This is a genomic window from Pseudomonas sp. NPDC089407 (assembly GCF_044900445.1).
GTDB lineage: Bacteria > Pseudomonadota > Gammaproteobacteria > Pseudomonadales > Pseudomonadaceae > Aquipseudomonas.
Genome location: NZ_JBJDNB010000013.1, coordinates 19,233 through 35,667, shown reverse-complemented (window position 1 = coordinate 35,667; position 16,435 = coordinate 19,233). Strand labels below are relative to the sequence as shown.

15 protein-coding genes are annotated in these 16,435 nt (G+C 62.2%); 8 read left to right on the top strand and 7 right to left on the bottom strand.

Features of this window, described 5'->3' with window-relative positions; translation table 11 throughout:
• Window positions 1-12: 12 nt before the first annotated feature.
• Window positions 13-801, top strand: a complete 789-nt coding sequence (locus ACI2KG_RS12215; RefSeq protein WP_400613152.1) for an N-acetylmuramoyl-L-alanine amidase — start codon at window positions 13-15, stop codon at window positions 799-801.
• Window positions 802-1,028: 227 nt separating this feature from the next.
• The gene (locus ACI2KG_RS12210) at window positions 1,029-2,645 is read left to right on the top strand and encodes an EAL domain-containing protein (protein WP_404662086.1); all 1,617 of its coding nucleotides are present in this window, start codon (window positions 1,029-1,031) and stop codon (window positions 2,643-2,645) included.
• On the opposite strand, the gene ACI2KG_RS12205 is transcribed toward ACI2KG_RS12210, so the two are convergent.
• Both ACI2KG_RS12205 and algB read right to left on the bottom strand, forming a co-directional pair.
• Window positions 2,624-4,390 (bottom strand): KinB sensor domain-containing domain, encoded by a 1,767-nt coding sequence (locus tag ACI2KG_RS12205; protein ID WP_400613157.1) that lies wholly within the window; start codon window positions 4,388-4,390, stop codon window positions 2,624-2,626. The two genes, ACI2KG_RS12210 and ACI2KG_RS12205, sit on opposite strands and share 22 nt — an antisense overlap.
• Before the next feature lie 11 nt (window positions 4,391-4,401).
• Window positions 4,402-5,748 (bottom strand): sigma-54-dependent response regulator transcription factor AlgB, encoded by a 1,347-nt coding sequence (gene algB / locus ACI2KG_RS12200; protein ID WP_027591966.1) that lies wholly within the window; start codon window positions 5,746-5,748, stop codon window positions 4,402-4,404.
• A gap of 212 nt (window positions 5,749-5,960) precedes the next feature.
• Here algB and ACI2KG_RS12195 point away from each other — a divergent pair, with 212 nt between their 5' ends.
• The 6 genes from ACI2KG_RS12195 to ACI2KG_RS12170 all read left to right on the top strand — a co-directional run bounded on the left by ACI2KG_RS12195 (window position 5,961) and on the right by ACI2KG_RS12170 (window position 11,444).
• Window positions 5,961-6,782, top strand: a complete 822-nt coding sequence (locus ACI2KG_RS12195) for a BON domain-containing protein (protein ID WP_404662085.1) — start codon at window positions 5,961-5,963, stop codon at window positions 6,780-6,782.
• Window positions 6,783-6,956: 174 nt separating this feature from the next.
• Entirely contained in the window at window positions 6,957-7,247 is a 291-nt protein-coding gene (locus ACI2KG_RS12190) for a hypothetical protein (RefSeq protein ID WP_404662084.1), read from the top strand.
• A gap of 35 nt (window positions 7,248-7,282) precedes the next feature.
• A complete protein-coding gene (locus ACI2KG_RS12185; protein ID WP_404662083.1) occupies window positions 7,283-7,444 on the top strand; it encodes a DUF1328 domain-containing protein in 162 nt (53 codons plus the stop codon).
• Window positions 7,445-7,446: 2 nt separating this feature from the next.
• Window positions 7,447-7,917: an inhibitor of vertebrate lysozyme family protein gene (locus ACI2KG_RS12180; RefSeq protein WP_404662082.1), complete on the top strand. Its 471-nt coding sequence runs from the start codon at window positions 7,447-7,449 to the stop codon at window positions 7,915-7,917.
• Window positions 7,918-8,661: 744 nt separating this feature from the next.
• Window positions 8,662-9,990, top strand: coding sequence for a glutamate/aspartate:proton symporter GltP (gltP, locus tag ACI2KG_RS12175; protein ID WP_201204279.1), 1,329 nt, complete (start codon window positions 8,662-8,664; stop codon window positions 9,988-9,990).
• Between the two features lie 224 nt (window positions 9,991-10,214).
• Window positions 10,215-11,444: a nucleoside recognition domain-containing protein gene (locus tag ACI2KG_RS12170; RefSeq protein WP_404662081.1), complete on the top strand. Its 1,230-nt coding sequence runs from the start codon at window positions 10,215-10,217 to the stop codon at window positions 11,442-11,444.
• 156 nt (window positions 11,445-11,600) lie between these two features.
• On the opposite strand, the gene ACI2KG_RS12165 is transcribed toward ACI2KG_RS12170, so the two are convergent.
• The 5 genes from ACI2KG_RS12165 to ACI2KG_RS12145 form a co-directional block, all read right to left on the bottom strand.
• The gene (locus ACI2KG_RS12165; protein WP_404662080.1) at window positions 11,601-12,218 is read right to left on the bottom strand and encodes an ABC-type transport auxiliary lipoprotein family protein; all 618 of its coding nucleotides are present in this window, start codon (window positions 12,216-12,218) and stop codon (window positions 11,601-11,603) included.
• Window positions 12,215-13,153 (bottom strand): MlaD family protein, encoded by a 939-nt coding sequence (locus ACI2KG_RS12160; RefSeq protein WP_404662079.1) that lies wholly within the window; start codon window positions 13,151-13,153, stop codon window positions 12,215-12,217. The genes ACI2KG_RS12165 and ACI2KG_RS12160 overlap by 4 nt, the downstream gene beginning before the upstream one ends.
• Before the next feature lie 3 nt (window positions 13,154-13,156).
• Window positions 13,157-13,948 carry an ABC transporter ATP-binding protein gene (locus tag ACI2KG_RS12155; RefSeq protein ID WP_404662078.1) on the bottom strand — a complete coding sequence of 264 codons (792 nt, stop codon included), beginning with the start codon at window positions 13,946-13,948 and terminating at the stop codon, window positions 13,157-13,159.
• A complete protein-coding gene (locus ACI2KG_RS12150; RefSeq protein ID WP_404662077.1) occupies window positions 13,945-15,078 on the bottom strand; it encodes an ABC transporter permease in 1,134 nt (377 codons plus the stop codon). Before ACI2KG_RS12150 ends, ACI2KG_RS12155 begins: the two co-directional genes overlap by 4 nt.
• 201 nt (window positions 15,079-15,279) lie before the next feature.
• Window positions 15,280-16,302 (bottom strand): DUF5924 family protein, encoded by a 1,023-nt coding sequence (locus ACI2KG_RS12145; RefSeq protein WP_404662076.1) that lies wholly within the window; start codon window positions 16,300-16,302, stop codon window positions 15,280-15,282.
• Window positions 16,303-16,435: the final 133 nt, after the last annotated feature.

Here is a 16,435-nt window from a genome sequence, read left to right as displayed (position 1 = left end):
GAGGCCACTGACGTGCTTTCCACGCTGAAAAAAACCCTGATTTGCTTTCTGCTGTTCTCTGTCGCCGGTTGCTCGACGGGCCTGCGCATCGACCGCAGCCACCCTTCGGCCAACCAGGACGACCGCATTCAGTTCGTTGTCCTGCATTACACCAATGCCTCACTGGAGCGTTCGCTGGCGTTGCTGACCCAGGGTGAGGTCAGCAGCCATTACCTGATCGGCGATGGCCCGGCCACGGTGTATCAGCTGGTGGATGAGAGCCGCCGCGCCTGGCATGCCGGTGACAGCCAGTGGCAGGGGCGCACCTGGCTGAACTCCTCGTCCATCGGTATCGAGATCGTCAACCCAGGCTTTACCGATACGCCGAACGGCCGGGTCTGGCACCCTTACAGCGAAGCGCAGATCCAGGCGCTGATTGCCCTGCTCAAGGATATTGTCAAACGCAACAACATCGAGCCCCGTCATATTATCGGTCACAGCGACATTGCCCCGTTGCGCAAGCTTGACCCAGGGCCGTTGTTCCCCTGGAAGCGCCTGGCCGACGCCGGGCTGGGAATCTGGCCCGAGGCCAATGCGGTGGCACGCCAGCAGGCCTATTTCAGCGTCAACCCGCCCAGCGTTGGCTGGTACCAGCAGGAGCTGGCACGGTTCGGCTACCAGGTCGAACAGACCGGCGTACTGGATGTGGCCACCCGCCATGTAATCGCCGCGTTCCAGATGCGCTTCCGCCCACAGCGTTTCGATGGCATGCCGGATGCGCAGACGGCAGCGATGCTGCAGGTGCTTAACCGCATGCGTTGAGCATGCGCCGCCTGTTCTGGCCCTATCGCCGGCAAGCCAGCTCCCACTGGTGTTGCTCAGTTCTCTAGGCTTGTGTTTAACCTGTGGGAGCTGGCTTGCCGGCGATGAGGCCTATACAGGCGGCACAAGGCAGTTGTGGCCGCAGAAAAGCCTGCAGCGAAGCGCCAAACGGCGCGGGTGATTATCGATTCAGTTGCTATACCTTAGTTATCAACTGGATGCCGTCGATGTCATCTTTAATTGCCCTGCTGCGCCAAATTTTTTACCGTCCCTGGATGCTGGCCACTTTGGCAGCGTTGGCCAGCGCCGCGGTGTTGCTGACTGCCAGCATCGGTATTGCCCTGCAACAGATGAAGCAGAGCGAGAGCGAACAGATGAACGCCCAGGGCGAGCGTTTTCTGGATCGCCTCGAGCAGGTATTCGGCCAATTGCGCGAAGGTGTCGACCTGCTGCAAGCGCAGCCCTTGCGCGGCTGCAGCCCGGCGATGCTGGCTGCCTTGCAGCAGGTTGGCCTGAGTTCGAGGTTCATCTATGAAGCGGCTTATGTGGATGGCCAGGTTGCCTGCTCCAACCGGGGTGATGAACGCGCGTTCGTGCCGCTGCGCGCACCGGACATCCAAGGGCCCACGTACAGTTACTGGCTCAATACCACCACCGAGCCGAACGAAAACCTGGCCGCACTGATGCTGGGCCGGGGCAAGTTTCTGGTCTCCACCTCCCGTGGTCACCTGACCGATGTGGTCGACCTGCCTCCGGGGGGCAGCCTGGTGGTGGTGCTCGACAACGGTGCCCGCGCCATTCCGGTGCTCGGCCCACCACAGGTATGGCCGCCACCCTCTGCCTGGTCGAACAGCCATAACTCGCTACTCGAACTCAGCGACCGGCTGATCTATCGCATGCCGACCAAGTCGCCTGACTACCAGTTGGTACTGATTGCCCCACGCGCCAGCCTGCCGCTGCGCATGAACGGCATGCTCTGGTTGCTGTTCCCCGGGAGTGTGCTGGCCGCCTGTTGCATTGGCTGGCTGGTGCTGCAACTGATCCTGCAGCGGCGCTCGATGAGTTCGGAATTGCAGAATGCCTTGCGCCGTGGCGAGCTGCAGGTGCTCTACCAGCCGATCATCGAGCTCGACAGCCGGCGCTGCGTGGGGGCCGAAGCGCTGGTGCGCTGGCGTCGCCCGGACGGCTCACTGACCAGCCCGGACCTGTTCATTCCGCTGGCGGAAAACACCGGGCAGATCCGCCAGATCACTGACTTTGTCCTGCAACGTGTGCTCGAGCAGCTAGGACAGCTGCTGCGCTCGCACCCCAAGCTGTATATCTCCATAAACCTGGCGGCCTGCGATGTGATGGTGCCGCGGATTGGCCGGGTGGCAGCACGCCTGCTGGCGTTGCATCGGGTGGCGCCCAGCCAGATTGCCTTTGAAGTGACCGAGCGCGGCCTGATCGACGTGGTCGTTGCCCGTGACAACCTGCAGGCGCTGCGCGCCGTCGGGCACCAGGTGCTGATCGACGATTTTGGTACCGGTTATTGCAGCCTGGCCTACCTGCAGACCCTGCCGGTGGACTGCCTGAAGATCGACAAGGCGTTCATCGATGCACTGGGCCATGATGCTGCCAGCAGCGGCGTCGCCCCGCATATCATCCGCATGGCCCACGACCTGCACTTGCGGGTGATTGCCGAAGGCATCGAATGTGAAGACCAGGCAGTGTTATTGAACAGTGAGGGGGTCAATTATGGCCAGGGCTGGCTGTTTGCCCGGCCGTTGAATGCGCGGCAGTTTGCCGAACTGGTGGCACGAGGGCATTTGCCACCACGCCCTCAAACAGGCAAGGCCATGTAGAACTGCGTCCCCTGCCCAGGCCGGGAGAACACGCCCATGCGCCCGCCGTGCAGCTGCACGATCTCCTTGCACAGCGCCAATCCCAGCCCCGCCCCACCTTTCTTGCGCCCTACCTGCACGAAGGGCTCGAAAATGCGCCCTTGCTGGCCATAGGCAATACCCTCGCCATTATCTTCGACACTGATGATCACCCGCTCGGCATGCCGCCGCGCATGCAGGCGTATACGCCCGCCGCTGGCGGTGTGGCGGATGGCGTTGTGCAACAGGTTGTCCAGCACCCGGTCGAGTTGGGGAACGTCGGCCAGGATGCGCGGTAGTGGCAGCTCCAGCTCCTTGATCAGCTCGATCTGCTTGTGCCTGGCCTGGTCGGCAAAGCGCAGTTGCGCACGCTCCAGCAGTTCGTCGAGGGCGCACGGCGCCAACTCGAGTTTCTGCAAGCCGCTTTGGTAGCGGGAGAAGTTGAGCAGGTCGTTGATCAACTGGGTCAGGCGCTGCATTTCTTCGCCGATGGTTTCCAGCAAGTCGTTCTCGCGTGCCTCGGGCGGGAACTTGACCCGCTCGCGCAACAGGCCGAAAGCCATGTGCATGCCGGTCACGGGGGTGCGCAGTTCATGGGACGCGCGCAGCACGAATTCACTGCGCACCCGTTCGAAGGCCCGTTGCTCGGTCACATCGTGCAGCACCATCACCGCGCCAAGGATCGGCCCTTGGGGGTGGCTGACCGGGGTCAGGCTGTAGGTGAGCAGGCGCGATTCCTCGTCCACTTCCATGTTCAGGTCGTCTGGCGGGCGGTCGAGGCTGCCGCCGCGCAATACCTGGCGCAGCTGCTGCTCCAGCTCCGGTCGCTGCAAGGCTTCGGCCAGGCTGCTGCCGACGCGGCTGTCGTTCCAACCCAACTGGCGCTGCGCTACCGGGTTGAGGTGTTCCAGGCGGCCCTGGCGGTCGATGATCAGAAGGCCGTCGTCGATGCTATCGAGCACGGCTTGCAAACGCTGCTGACCGGCCAGCAGTTCATCGACGTTGGTGGCCTGGTGCTTGCGCAAGGCATCGGCCATCAGGCCGAAGCGGCGGGTCAGCAGGTTCAGCTCGGTGGCTTGGGTGACAGGCAGGGTAACATCGAAATTGCCTTTGCCGAGTTGGTCGGCCGCCTTGGCCAACGCTTCGATCGGTTGGCCGAAGCGGCGGGCGATGTTGTGCGCGGTGATAAAGCCCAGAACCACCACCACCAGACCCATCAGGCCGAGCACGCCGCTAACCAGCAACGCGCGGTCACGGCTGTGTTCCTCGCTACGGGTGATCAGGTCCAGGGCCTGCTTGTGGGCGTCGATCAGGTCGGTGCGCACCTGGTTGAAGGCCGCCCCCAGTGGCTGATCGACGCCCATGCTGCGAGCAGGTGCGGGGCTGTCGCGGTAGGCCTGGAGAAAGGCCTGGTAGTTGCTGCTGGCCTTGCTGAAGCCGGTGCGTTCACCACCCTGCTCCAGGCCCAGGTTGAGCAGACCCTGAAAGCTCTCTTGCAGCAGCCGCAGGTTTTCCGGGGCAGTGTCCTCATCGAGGATCAAGGTCAGCTGTTCGCCCAGGTTTTGCCGCAGCTTCAGCCCCACCTCCAGGGCGTGGGTGGTGTCACGCACCCGTTGCTGTTGCACCGTGGCCATCTGCAGCACGCTGACCAGGCCCAGCAGCAGCCCGAGCAAGGCCACGGTGACCAGTGCCGAGATGCTGAGGAAAAGCCGCGTGCGCAGCTTCATGGGCGGCCACTTCACAGGTTGTACTGCTTGCGTTTGCGGTACAGGGTAGAGGCATCGATGCCCAAGGTCTTGGCCGCCTGGTCGAGGGTATCGCTGGCGGCCAGTACCGCACCGATATGTGCACGTTCCAGCTCATCCAGGCTGAGTGCGGCGCCCACCCGCGGAGCGTTGCCGGCCGGCTGTTCGCCCATGCCCAGGTGGCTGATTTCGACCCGCTCCTGCGGGCAGATGATACTGGCCCGTTCCACCACGTTGCGCAGCTCGCGAATATTACCGGGCCAGCGGTAATTGAGCAGGGCGGCACGTGCCTCGTCGCTGAAACCGCGGGCGGGGCGAGAGTATTCCTTGACGAAGCGGGCGAGGAAACGGTCAGCCAGGGTCAGAATGTCTTCACTGCGCTCGCGCAAGGGCGGCAGATGCAGAGTGATGACGTTCAGGCGATAGAGCAGGTCCTCGCGAAAGCGGCTTTCGCGCACCATTTCTTCGAGGTTGAGGTTGGTAGCCGCCAGGATGCGCACATCGGCACGGCGGGTGACCGGGTCGCCGACGCGCTCGTATTCCTTGTCCTGAATGAAGCGCAGCAGCTTGGGCTGCAAGGTCAGTGGGAAATCGCCGATCTCGTCGAGGAACAGTGTGCCGCCGTCAGCCTGGCTGACCCGCCCCAGGGTGCTTTCGCTGGCACCGGTGAAGGCACCGCGGGTATGGCCGAACAGCTCGCTTTCCATCAGCTCGGCGTTCAGTGACGGGCAGTTGATGGTCACGCAGGCTTTGCGCGCACGCTTGCTCCAGCCATGGATGGCCCGGGCCAGCTCGCCTTTACCGGTGCCGGATTCGCCAAGGATAAGGATATTGGCGTCGGTGGTAGCAACCTGGCGTGCGGTTTCCAGCACCACCATCATCGCCGGGCTGTGCGAGTCGAGGCCGTCCTTGGGTTTGCGCACTTCGCCTTCCAACGCTTCAAGGCGTGCAGAAAGCTGGCGCACTTCCAGTTGTTTGGCGGTGGCCAGGCGTAGCTGATCGGGGCTGCAAGGCTTTACCAGGTAGTCTGCGGCGCCGGCCTGGATAGCGTCTACTGCCGTGTCGATAGCCGAATGCGCCGTGACGATCACCACGCGCATCCAGGGGGCCTGGATGCGCATCTGCGCCAGCACATCAAGGCCGTTGTCTTCACCGAGGCGTAAATCGAGGAAACACAGGTCGAATACCTGGCGCTGCAGCAGGGTCTCGGCCTGGGCGGCGCTGTTGGCAGTGGCCACGCTGTAGCCTTCGTCTTCCAGGCAATAGCGGAAAGTGCGCAGGATCGCGGACTCGTCATCCACCAGCAGAATGCGGCCTTGGTTGTCCTGGGCTGATTCCATTTCCTACGCTCCTTAGGGATAGATCTTTATTTAGTGTGGGAAAAATCGGGCAAGTTGCATGGTCAATTCTGAAGGATTATGTCCTTTGCATGCTAGCCAATAGCCAAACAACGCCTGCAGGCCGCGTTTTTGCGGTGCTTTGCTTAGAGGCACGCGATGGCACATTGGTTGCGACGTTTTTAAGTTTTTGCCAACAAAAAGGAGGCTCTGCCATGACCTTTCCCCTACGCAGCGCTGTATTGGCCGCCGCTTTGTTGCCGGTTTTTGCCCCGGCATTCGCCGACCCGGTGCAGGACGCGCGCCTGGAAGGCGCCCTGCAAACTGCATTATCCCTGAACCGCATGCTCGACCCATTCCGCATCAAGGTCGACGTGGAAGGCAAGCAGGCGCGGCTTTCCGGCGAAGTGGAGAATGCTGTCGAACGGCAGTTGGCCGAGGATGTAGCCCGGGCTACCCGGGGCATTGAGCAGGTAGATAACCAGTTGCAGGTCAATGCCCAGCTGGTGGAACGCCCACTTGAGCTGCGGGCTTATGCCCAGCGGCTGGAGGACGCCACCCTGGCGGCGGTGATCCGAGCCCGGCTGTTGTGGAGCCGCACCACAGAAAAGGCACCTATAGAAGTACAAAGCAGCGAGGGCGTGGTGACGCTACGTGGCCGGGTCGACAGTGCCGAAGCCAAGGAACTGGCCGGTGTGGTGGCGCGTACCACCGACGGTGTGCATTTGGTCAACAACCTGGTCAGCCTCGATACCGCCGCCATGGCCAAGGCGCGCGAAACCCCCGTGGGGGTACCCACCGGCCCGCAGCCCAGCGACAGCTGGATCATCGACAAGATCCAGAACAGCTACCGCTTCAGCCGCAACCTCGATGGGCTGAACCTGAAAGTCGCCAGCGAAGAAGGCATGGTGCGGCTGTCGGGCGAGGTGGTTAGCGCCGAGCAGAAAACCATCGCGGTGGAGATCGCCAGGCAGATCATCGGCGTGCGCGGGGTGGATGCCGACTTGCTGAAGGTGGCGACCAAGGTTGAAGGCTGATCGTGCAATTCGCACGGCTGCACGGGTGGCATCGTGCAGGATACGCGCCTTCTGGTTATTCGTCGTTAACTTAACCTGTTGATTTATAAAGGTTTTCTTGGATATGTAAGTCTGGCACGCAGGCTGCAATTACCTGTTCAGGTTTGAACAAAAATTACAGCAGGAGGAGCCGGCATGAACCGCCAATCCGTCAACCGTTCGCACGTTGCCACATTGTCCCTGCGCCACATGCTGACGCTTGGCATGGCACTACTGCTGACCTTGGCTGCCGGTCTCTTCTATTACAGCTGGCAGACTGCGCGGCTGGCCGATCAGGTAGCGGCGCAAACTGCCCTGCTCAGCCAGATTCAGGCCACCCGTGCCAATAATTTCGTCAAGGCAGCGGAGCCGCTGCCTTCCGACACCAAGGCCACATCGCCGGCCACCCTTGAACATGTGGTGCCTCAGGACCGTTGGGTCTTCTGAGACGCTTTGCTTTGAAAAAAGAAAGGAGAAACACCATGCTGAGCTGGGCTATCACTTTCCTCATCATCGCCATTGTCGCTGCCGTTCTGGGCTTCGGTGGTATCGCCGGCGCTGCCACAGGTATTGCGAAGATCCTGTTCGTTGTCTTCCTGGTCCTGTTCGTGGCGTCCTTCTTCTTCGGACGTGGTCGAGGTTGAAAATGGGCAGGATGCTCAAGTCCGCTCTGGCTGCCGCCCTGCTCATGGGCGGCAGTACAGCGGCCATGGCGGCCAATGATGGCCAGCTGCGAGCCAACCAGCTGCTTGGCTCGGACCCTGAATACCGGGAAACCTGGCAGGACGCGATCGAGGGCGAGGAACGCCTGCCCGATTGGGTGGTCAATCTGACCGGCAGCGCTGAGCAGCAAATGTCGGCAGTCACGGAGGATGGCGACAAGTACTTGGTCGGCCCGCTGTGCGAGGCCCAGGACAACTGCACCTACAAGCGCCTGATCGTCGCGTTCAGCTGGGACAAAGACGATGCCTACGGGATGCTTGTGGAGGTACCCGAAGGTTTGCCGAACGACAAGTCGCCTACCCGGCATGCGCAATATCGCTGGTTGGGCAAACCGGACGACGGCATGAAAGCCATGCTGCAGGAGCAGTTGAAGCGTGACCCGAACTGGTACTGAGCCTTGTTTGCCAGTGCCGATGAAAGGTCACCCACTGTCACGTAATAGAAGCTGAACCTTTTTATATTTCAGCCTTCTATGATGCGCCGCCCCGAGGAGGGGCAGCACATGACCAAGGGGCCGGGCTGTTCTGATTGTTGCAGGATCGGAGTGGCCTAGGGGTACAGGGAGTGCCTCCAGCATTGGGCCGGGTCAGGAAAGGCGGAATCGGAAGCATCAGGTCGGCGGTGTCACAGGGATACCTTGCCAGACCTGACTTCCGAGGAGCCATGTAGGAAACGTCGCTTCCCTTGCGCGTTTTTTCCTCTAGGACACATTTTGTCTCGACCGCACATCATTTTTTTCCAACGACCCGGCCCGTTCAAAAAGTGGCATTTCTGCCATTCGGATTGTCGAACAAGCCATCCGATACCCCCTCTTCATACCGTCAAATCTGCCTAAAAATGGCCGGTTGGTCTTGTTCGGGATTCCGAACGTTATAAATCAATGACTTACAAACCTATCTTTTCGGTCGAATGCGTTATGCATATCGCGCATAGGGTATGCGTTTCCGGCATTAGATTTCCCCCCCTGCCATCGCAATAGTTGCCGCCTTTTTCGCTGGCCAGAGCGCCCTGTCGCTCGCCTGCGGTGTCCTTACATGACGTCGCCGGACGGAAACCGTCAATGCGTGTGACCTTGCCAAGGGCTCTGTTACGCCTGTTTCCACCCGCTGCCATGACCACTAGAACAAAGGGTAAAGACATGAAGAAGGCAAAACTTAGCCTCGCCTGGCAGATCGTGATCGGTCTGGTCCTGGGCGTTGCAATCGGCGCGCTGCTGAACCACTTCAGCGCGGAAAAGGCCTGGTGGATCAGCAACGTCCTCCAGCCCGCCGGTGACATCTTCATTCGCCTGATCAAGATGATCGTTGTCCCGATCGTGATTTCGTCGCTGATCGTGGGTATCGCCGGGGTTGGCGATGCGAAGAAACTGGGCAGCATCGGCCTGAAGACCATCATCTACTTCGAAGTGGTGACCACCATTGCCATCGTCGTCGGTCTGGTGCTGGCCAACCTGTTCCACCCGGGCGCCGGCATCGACATGAGCACCCTGGGTACCGTGGACATTTCCAAATACCAGGCAACTGCGGCTGAAGTGCAGCATGAGCACGCGTTCATCGAAACCCTGCTGAACCTGATCCCGTCGAACATCTTCGCAGCGCTGATGCGTGGCGAAATGCTGCCGATCATCTTCTTCTCGGTACTGTTCGGCCTGGGCCTGTCGAGCCTGCAGGCTGACCTGCGCGACCCGCTGGTACGCACCTTCCAGGGCGTATCGGAAACCATGTTCAAGGTCACCCACATGATCATGAACTACGCCCCGATCGGCGTGTTCGCCCTGATCGCCGTGACCGTGGCCAACTTCGGCTTCAGCTCGCTGCTGCCGCTGGCCAAGCTGGTGCTGCTGGTATACTTCGCCATCGCTTTCTTCGCCTTCATGGTGCTGGGCCTGGTTGCCCGCCTGTTCGGCTTCTCGGTGATCAAGATCATGCGCATCATGAAAGATGAGCTGATCCTGGCCTACTCCACCTCCAGCTCGGAAACCGTGCTGCCGCGGGTGATCGAGAAGATGGAGAAGTACGGTGCGCCGAAGTCGATCTGCTCGTTCGTGGTGCCGACCGGCTACTCGTTCAACCTCGACGGCTCGACCCTTTACCAGAGCATTGCGGCCATCTTCATTGCCCAGCTGTACGGTATCGACCTGTCGTGGAGCCAGCAGCTGTTGCTGGTGCTGACCCTGATGGTCACCTCCAAAGGTATTGCCGGCGTGCCGGGCGTATCGTTCGTGGTGCTGCTGGCCACCCTGGGCAGTGTCGGTATTCCGCTGGAAGGCCTGGCATTCATCGCCGGTGTCGACCGCATCATGGACATGGCCCGTACCGCACTGAACGTGATCGGCAATGCCTTGGCGGCACTGGTCATCTCCCGTTGGGAAGGCATGTACGATGCGGCCAAGGGCGAGAAGTACTACGCCTCGCTGATGGCCGACAAGCAGGGCGCCGCAGTGGTTGGCGAAGCTGCCAAGCGCTAAGCCTGAAGGCTGATTGACCCAAAAGCCCCGACTTGTCGGGGCTTTTTGTTGTCTGTAAGGGTCACGGGCGCCTGCACCGGCCCTATCGCCGGCAAGCCAGCTCCCACAGGGATATCACAAGGGCCGAGGCCAGCGCGTCACCTGTGGGAGCTGGCTTGCCGGCGATGAGGCCGGTACAGACAACTTCCGCTATCATTCGGGCATTTTTCAGGGGGAACACACGGATGCTCAACGGCCTTTGGCTCGGCTTTTTCCTGGTGGCGGCAGTGTCTGCCCTGGCCCAATGGCTGGTAGGTGGCAACGCTGGCATCTTTGCGGCCATGGTCGAAAGCATCTTCGCCATGGCCAAGCTGTCGGTCGAGGTGATGGTGCTGCTGTTCGGCACGCTGACCCTGTGGCTGGGCTTTCTCAAGATTGCCGAAAAAGCTGGCATCGTCGAATGGCTGGCCAAGGTACTGGGCCCGCTGTTCGCCCGCCTGATGCCGGAGGTGCCGCCGGGCCACCCGGCCCTGGGCCTGATCACCATGAACTTCGCCGCCAACGGCCTGGGCCTGGACAACGCCGCCACACCGATCGGCCTGAAGGCCATGCGCGCGCTGCAGGAACTGAACCCCAGCAGCACCACGGCGAGCAATGCGCAGATCCTGTTCCTGGTGCTCAATGCCTCGTCGCTGACCTTGCTGCCAGTGACCATCTTCATGTACCGGGCCCAGCAAGGCGCGCCCGACCCGACCATGGTGTTCCTGCCCATCCTGCTGGCGACCAGCGTGTCGACCCTGGTCGGCCTGCTGTCGGTGGCAGTGATGCAGCGCCTGCGCCTGTGGGACCCGGTGGTGCTCGCCTATTTCATCCCTGGCGCGCTGCTGCTGGGCGGCTTCATGGCCTTCCTTGGCACCCTGTCGGCGGCCGCGCTGGCCGGTCTGTCGTCGATCCTGGGCAACCTCACGCTGTTTGGCGTGATCATGCTGTTCCTGGTGATAGGTGCCTTGAAGCGGGTCAAGGTGTATGAAGCCTTTGTCGAAGGCGCCAAGGAGGGCTTCGACGTGGCCAAGAACCTGCTGCCCTACCTGGTGGCGATGTTGGTAGCGGTTGGTGTGCTGCGTGCCTCAGGCGCGCTGGAGCTGGCCCTGGACGGCATTCGCCATGCGGTGAACTGGATGGGCCTGGACACGCGCTTTGTCGAGGGCTTGCCGACAGCGCTGGTCAAGCCGTTCTCTGGCAGTGCGGCGCGGGCGATGCTGATCGAGACCATGCAGACCCAGGGCGTGGACAGCTTCCCGGCGCTGGTGGCGGCGACCATTCAGGGCAGTACCGAGACCACCTTCTATGTGTTGGCGGTGTACTTTGGTGCGGTGGGTATCCAGCGTGTACGGCATGCGGTGGGGTGTGCGCTGCTGGCTGAGTTCTCTGGCGTGGTGGCAGCGATTTTCGTCTGCTACTGGTTCTTTGCCTGAGTTATTTGCCGGGTACGCACAGTCCTTTGTAGGAGCGGCCTTGCGTCGCGATGGGGCGCGAAGCGGCCCCGGCGATTTCAGCATTAGCGCTAACTTCTGGGGCCGCTTCGCGGCCCATCGCGACACAAGGCCGCTCCTACAACAGCGAGCAGGCCTTCAGTGAGTTGAGGTACTGCCCGCCTGCGCAATCGTCCACCCCACCACCTGCCCGCTCAGCTGGTCACACGCCTGGCCAAACCCGGCCACCACTGCTGACACCTGCTTGTCAGCCAATGGCTGGCGGATCTCGAAGCGCTTGCTGGCCAGAATACGCTGGGTACGACCCTGTACCAGCCGCGCGTCATAACGGATCAGCACCTCCACCGACCCATCTGCGCGGTATTCCGTCTGGAACGCCTGTAGCTCACCAGCCAGCTCGTAGTCAGCCTGCAGGTTGCTGTCATCGGCGCTCAGGCGCTGCACCTGGCCGTCACGCTGGAAACCGTCGAGCAGGCGGTTGCGCAGCAGCACCGGCACTGTATCGCTCCAGCGTGCGCCCTTGTAACTGCTGACTACATCGCCCTGGGGAATCACGGCTATCCGCGGCCCGGCCAGCACTTCACTGGCCAGCGGCTTGTTCAGGCGCAGCGACCAGTCCAGCGGCGCTGCCGTACGGCTGGGCTGGTTGACCGGCAGCCGATACAGATCGACGGGTTCACTCTTGGGCAGTATCGAGCAGGCACTGGCAAGGCACAACGCGGCCGCCAGGGCCAGCAGGCGCAGCGACGGTTTCATGGCTGGAACTCCTTGTTGTTGTCGCGGCCGAGCAGGTAGCCGCTGGGGTCGGCCTCCAGTTGCCGGGAGATGCCTTTGAGGGCGTTGAGGGTTTCGCGCAGCTCGCGAATGGCCGGGGTCAGCTGGTTCAGGCCCTGGGCGCCGTCACCGATGGCCTCGCTGTTGTTTTTCAGCAAACTGTTGATGGTGGCGGTGCTTTCGGCCAGCGATTGCATGGCCTGCTCGGCGCTACCGATGGCCTGCTTGCCCTGGGTGCCGAGCAGGCCGTTGGCATTGCGCATCAGCGTCTGGGTTTCGGCCAGGGTGGCGCTGGCCTGCTTGCCCACCTCCACCAGTTGCTCGATGGCTTCGGCAATGCTGCCGTGCTGGCCGGCAAAGGCGCCGGTAGTCTTGTCGAGGTTGGCCAAGGTATTGCTGAGGTGGCCGATGTTGTCTTCGGAGAACATCTGGTTGGCGTTGTGCAGCAGCAGGTTGATGTTGGTTACCAGGTCACTGCTGTCGTTGAGCAGGCGCGAGATGGGCGATGGCGAGGCGATGATGACCGGCAGCTTGCCGTCCTTGCCTTTGAGCTCGGGGCTTTGCGGCGTGCCGCCGCTGAGCTGGATGAACGAGTTGCCGGTCACCCCGGCCAGGGTCAGCTTGGCCTGGGTGTCTTCCTTCACCGGGGTATCGCCGCTCAGGCGCACCCGCGCCAATACCCGGCGCGGGTCTTTCGGGTCCAGGCGCAGGGTGGACACGTCGCCCACCTTGATGCCGTTGTACTGCACCGGGCTGCCGCGCGACAGGCCGGATACTGCCTCGTTGAACACGACTTCGTAATCCTTGAAGGCATCGTCGACGCTGGACTTGGTCAGCCACAGGCCGAACAGCATGGCGCCGGCGACCACCAGGACGGTGACCAGGCCGATAAGGACGTGATGGGCTCGGGTTTCCATGGCTTAGCGCTCCTGCCCGGCACGGGTGGCGGCCTGCTCGGCAGCGCGCCCGCGTGGGCCGTGAAAGTATTCTTGAATCCAGGCGTCGTTGGTCTGCTCGACCTCGGACAGCGGGCCGGCTACCAGGACCTTTTTCTGCGACAGCACGGCAATGCGGTCGGTGATGGTGTACAGGGTGTCGAGGTCGTGGGTGATCAGGAACACGGACAAGCCCAGGGCATCGCGCAGGGTCAGGATCAACTGGTCGAAGGCGGCAGCGCCGATCGGGTCCAGGCCTGCGGTGGGTTCGTCGAGGAACAGGATGTCCGGGTCCAGGGCTAGGGCGCGTGCCAGCGCTGCGCGCTTGATCATGCCGCCTGACAGCGATGACGGGTATTTGTCGGCGGCTGAAATCGGCAGCCCGGCCAGGGCCAGTTTCACCCCCGCCAGGTGCTCGGCATCAGCGCGGGACAGCCCGGCATGCTCGATCAGCGGCAAGGCCACGTTTTCGGTCACGGTCAGCGAAGAGAACAGCGCGCCCTTCTGGAACAGCACGCCAAAGCGCCGCTCGACCAGCGAGCGCTGCTCTTCACCCAGGCCGGCCAGGTCCTGGCCGAACACCTGGATCTGCCCTTCGTTGGGCCGGCGCAGGCCGATGATACTGCGCAGCAGCACCGACTTGCCGCTGCCCGAACCACCGACCACGGCAAGGATCTCGCCGCGGTACAGGTCCAGGTCGAGGTGTTCATGCACCACCTGGCGGCCGAAGCGGTTGCAGATGCCGCGGGCTTCGATCACGCGTTCTTCACCGCTCACCAGCCCATCTCCATGCAGAACAGGGCAGCCACCGCGTCCAGCACAATGACCACGAAAATCGATTGCACCACCGCCGAGGTGGTGTGTGCCCCCACCGATTCGGCGCTGCCGCTGACCTTGAAACCTTCCAGGCAGCCGATGGCGGCAATCAGGAAGGCGAAGAACGGTGCCTTGGCCAGGCCCACCAGGAAGTGCTGCACGCCGATGTCGCTTTGCAGCAGCGACAGGAACATGGCCGGCGAGATATCCAGCGTCAGGGCGCATACCACCGCACCGCCGACAATCCCGCAGATCATTGCGACAAAAGTGAGCAACGGCAGCGAAATCAGCAGTGCCAGCACCCGTGGCACGACTAGCAGTTCCATGGGGTTGAGGCCCAGGGTGCGGATGGCGTCGATTTCCTCGTTGGCTTTCATCGAACCGATCTGCGCTGTGAACGCACTGGCGGTGCGCCCGGCCATGAGGATGGCCGTCAGCAGTACGGCGAACTCGCGCAAGAACGAGAACGCCACCAGGTCGACGGTGAAAAGGGTCGCGCCAAAGTCGGCCAGCACCGTGGCGCCGAGGAAGGCCACCACTGCGCCCACCAGGAAGGTAAGCAAGGCGACGATAGGTGCGGCATCCAGGCCCGTCTGCTCGATGTGTGCAACGACCGGTGTGATGCGCCAGCGATGGGGCTGGAGCGCTCGACGAAGCAAGGTTTCGAGGATTACGCCGACGAAGCCGAGCAACTGCATGCTGTCTTGCCACAGGGTGCCGACAGCACAGCCGATGCGCTCCAGCAGCAGCATCAGCACGTTGCGCTCGGGCTCCTTGATCGGGATGCAGTAGTCCTGCACCGATTGGTAGACGTTCTTCAACAACGCACGGCTGGCTTCGGGCAAGTCATGGGTGCAGCGAGACAGGCGCTCGGAGCCAAGCAGTTCTGCCAGCAGCGAAGCGCCGGCGGTGTCCAGGCGGCCCAATTGGCTGAGGTCGGCGACGGTTTCGGCAGTGTATTGCGCACGCAGCTTTTCGCTCTCGCGCTTGAGGCTGGCGTAGTGCGCCAGGGTCCAGTCGCCGGTTATACGCAGGCAGGCCGGTTGGCTGCTGGTGTCCAGAGTGGCGCTGGGGGTGGTCATAGGCTCCATGCAATTGACTCGGCGCTAAGGCTTAGGGGCTGATCATAGCGCAGCGGGCATGGGCTGTTTGGTGATTATGTGCTGTGTGTTGGGCACAGGGGCCGCTTTGCGGCCCATCGCCGGCAAGCCAGCTCCCACAGGGGCCTGCGCATACCTGCTCATTGTGGGAGCTGGCTTGCCGGCGATGGGCTGCGAAGCAGCCCGTTTCGATCACTGCGCTGGCTTATCGTCGATTACCTTGAAGCGCAGCACGCCAATCACTTGGCCATCCTCGGTCAGCACCCTCACCTGCCACTTGCCCACCGGGTTGGGCGGGAAATTCTGCTTGTGGGTCCAGGCTCGGTAGCCTTCCTTGCGTCCGCCGTTGATGTCCAGGGCAATGCGATCGACTTCCTGGCCGTCTTTTTGCCACACATGGTAGATCCGTTCGTTCAGGCCGCGTGGTGCATTGATGGCGGTGTAGGCATACAGCCCGCTGCTGCGGATGCGGCTGGCGGCAATTTCCTTCAGTGATTCGCCCGGCTGGCGATTTTGCACTTCGGTGCTTACCGCCACCTCGGTCATCCACAAGGTTGCCGGGGGTACCCAGGACCGGACCAGCCAGCCGCCGGCGCCTACGGACAGGGTGACCAGCACCAGCGCCACGGCACGGCGCCAGTTATTGATGGGGAAACTGCTGGCCAGGCTGGGAAATGACAGGCCCATGGCGATGATGAGCGCCAGCTTGAAGCTCTGCGCCGTGGTCAGGTGAACGATGATCGGCAACGCCGTGAGCAATGCGGCGAACAGGGTCAGGGTATGCAGCGCCAGGAACAGCCAGCGCCGTGGGGCCAGCCATTTGTAGTAGAGCGGGTCGATGATCGAAATAAGGCCGGCTGCGCCGAGCAGGCCAGTGAAGATCAGCTGGCCGCTGTTCCAGGTGGTGGTGATGAAGAAGAACGGCAACACGAAGAACAGCGTTTCCTGGTGGATCATCTGCGTTGCGTAGCGCAACAGCGGCTGTGGGATTTCGCGGTTGAAGGTGCGCGCGAACAGGCCGGTGAGTGTGTTTTCCAGCATCAGCCAGACCCAGCTGACCAGCATCAGGATTGCGACCCAACTGGCCAGGCCGGCCTGGCGGTCGACCAGGATGAAACTGCCGATACCGGAGAGGAAACCGCCGAGCGCGATGATGCCAGGGTAGCGTTTGAGCAGCTCGATGATGCGTTGGACGATATGAGGGATAGGGGGCATTGGAGGCTAGAACAGGGAGGAATGAGGTGGCTGTTCCGGCCCCTTCGCGGGTGAACCCGCTCCCACAGGTACAGTGCAGACTTCAGGGACTGCACTAATCCTGTGGGAGCGGGTTCACCCGCGAAGAGGCCGG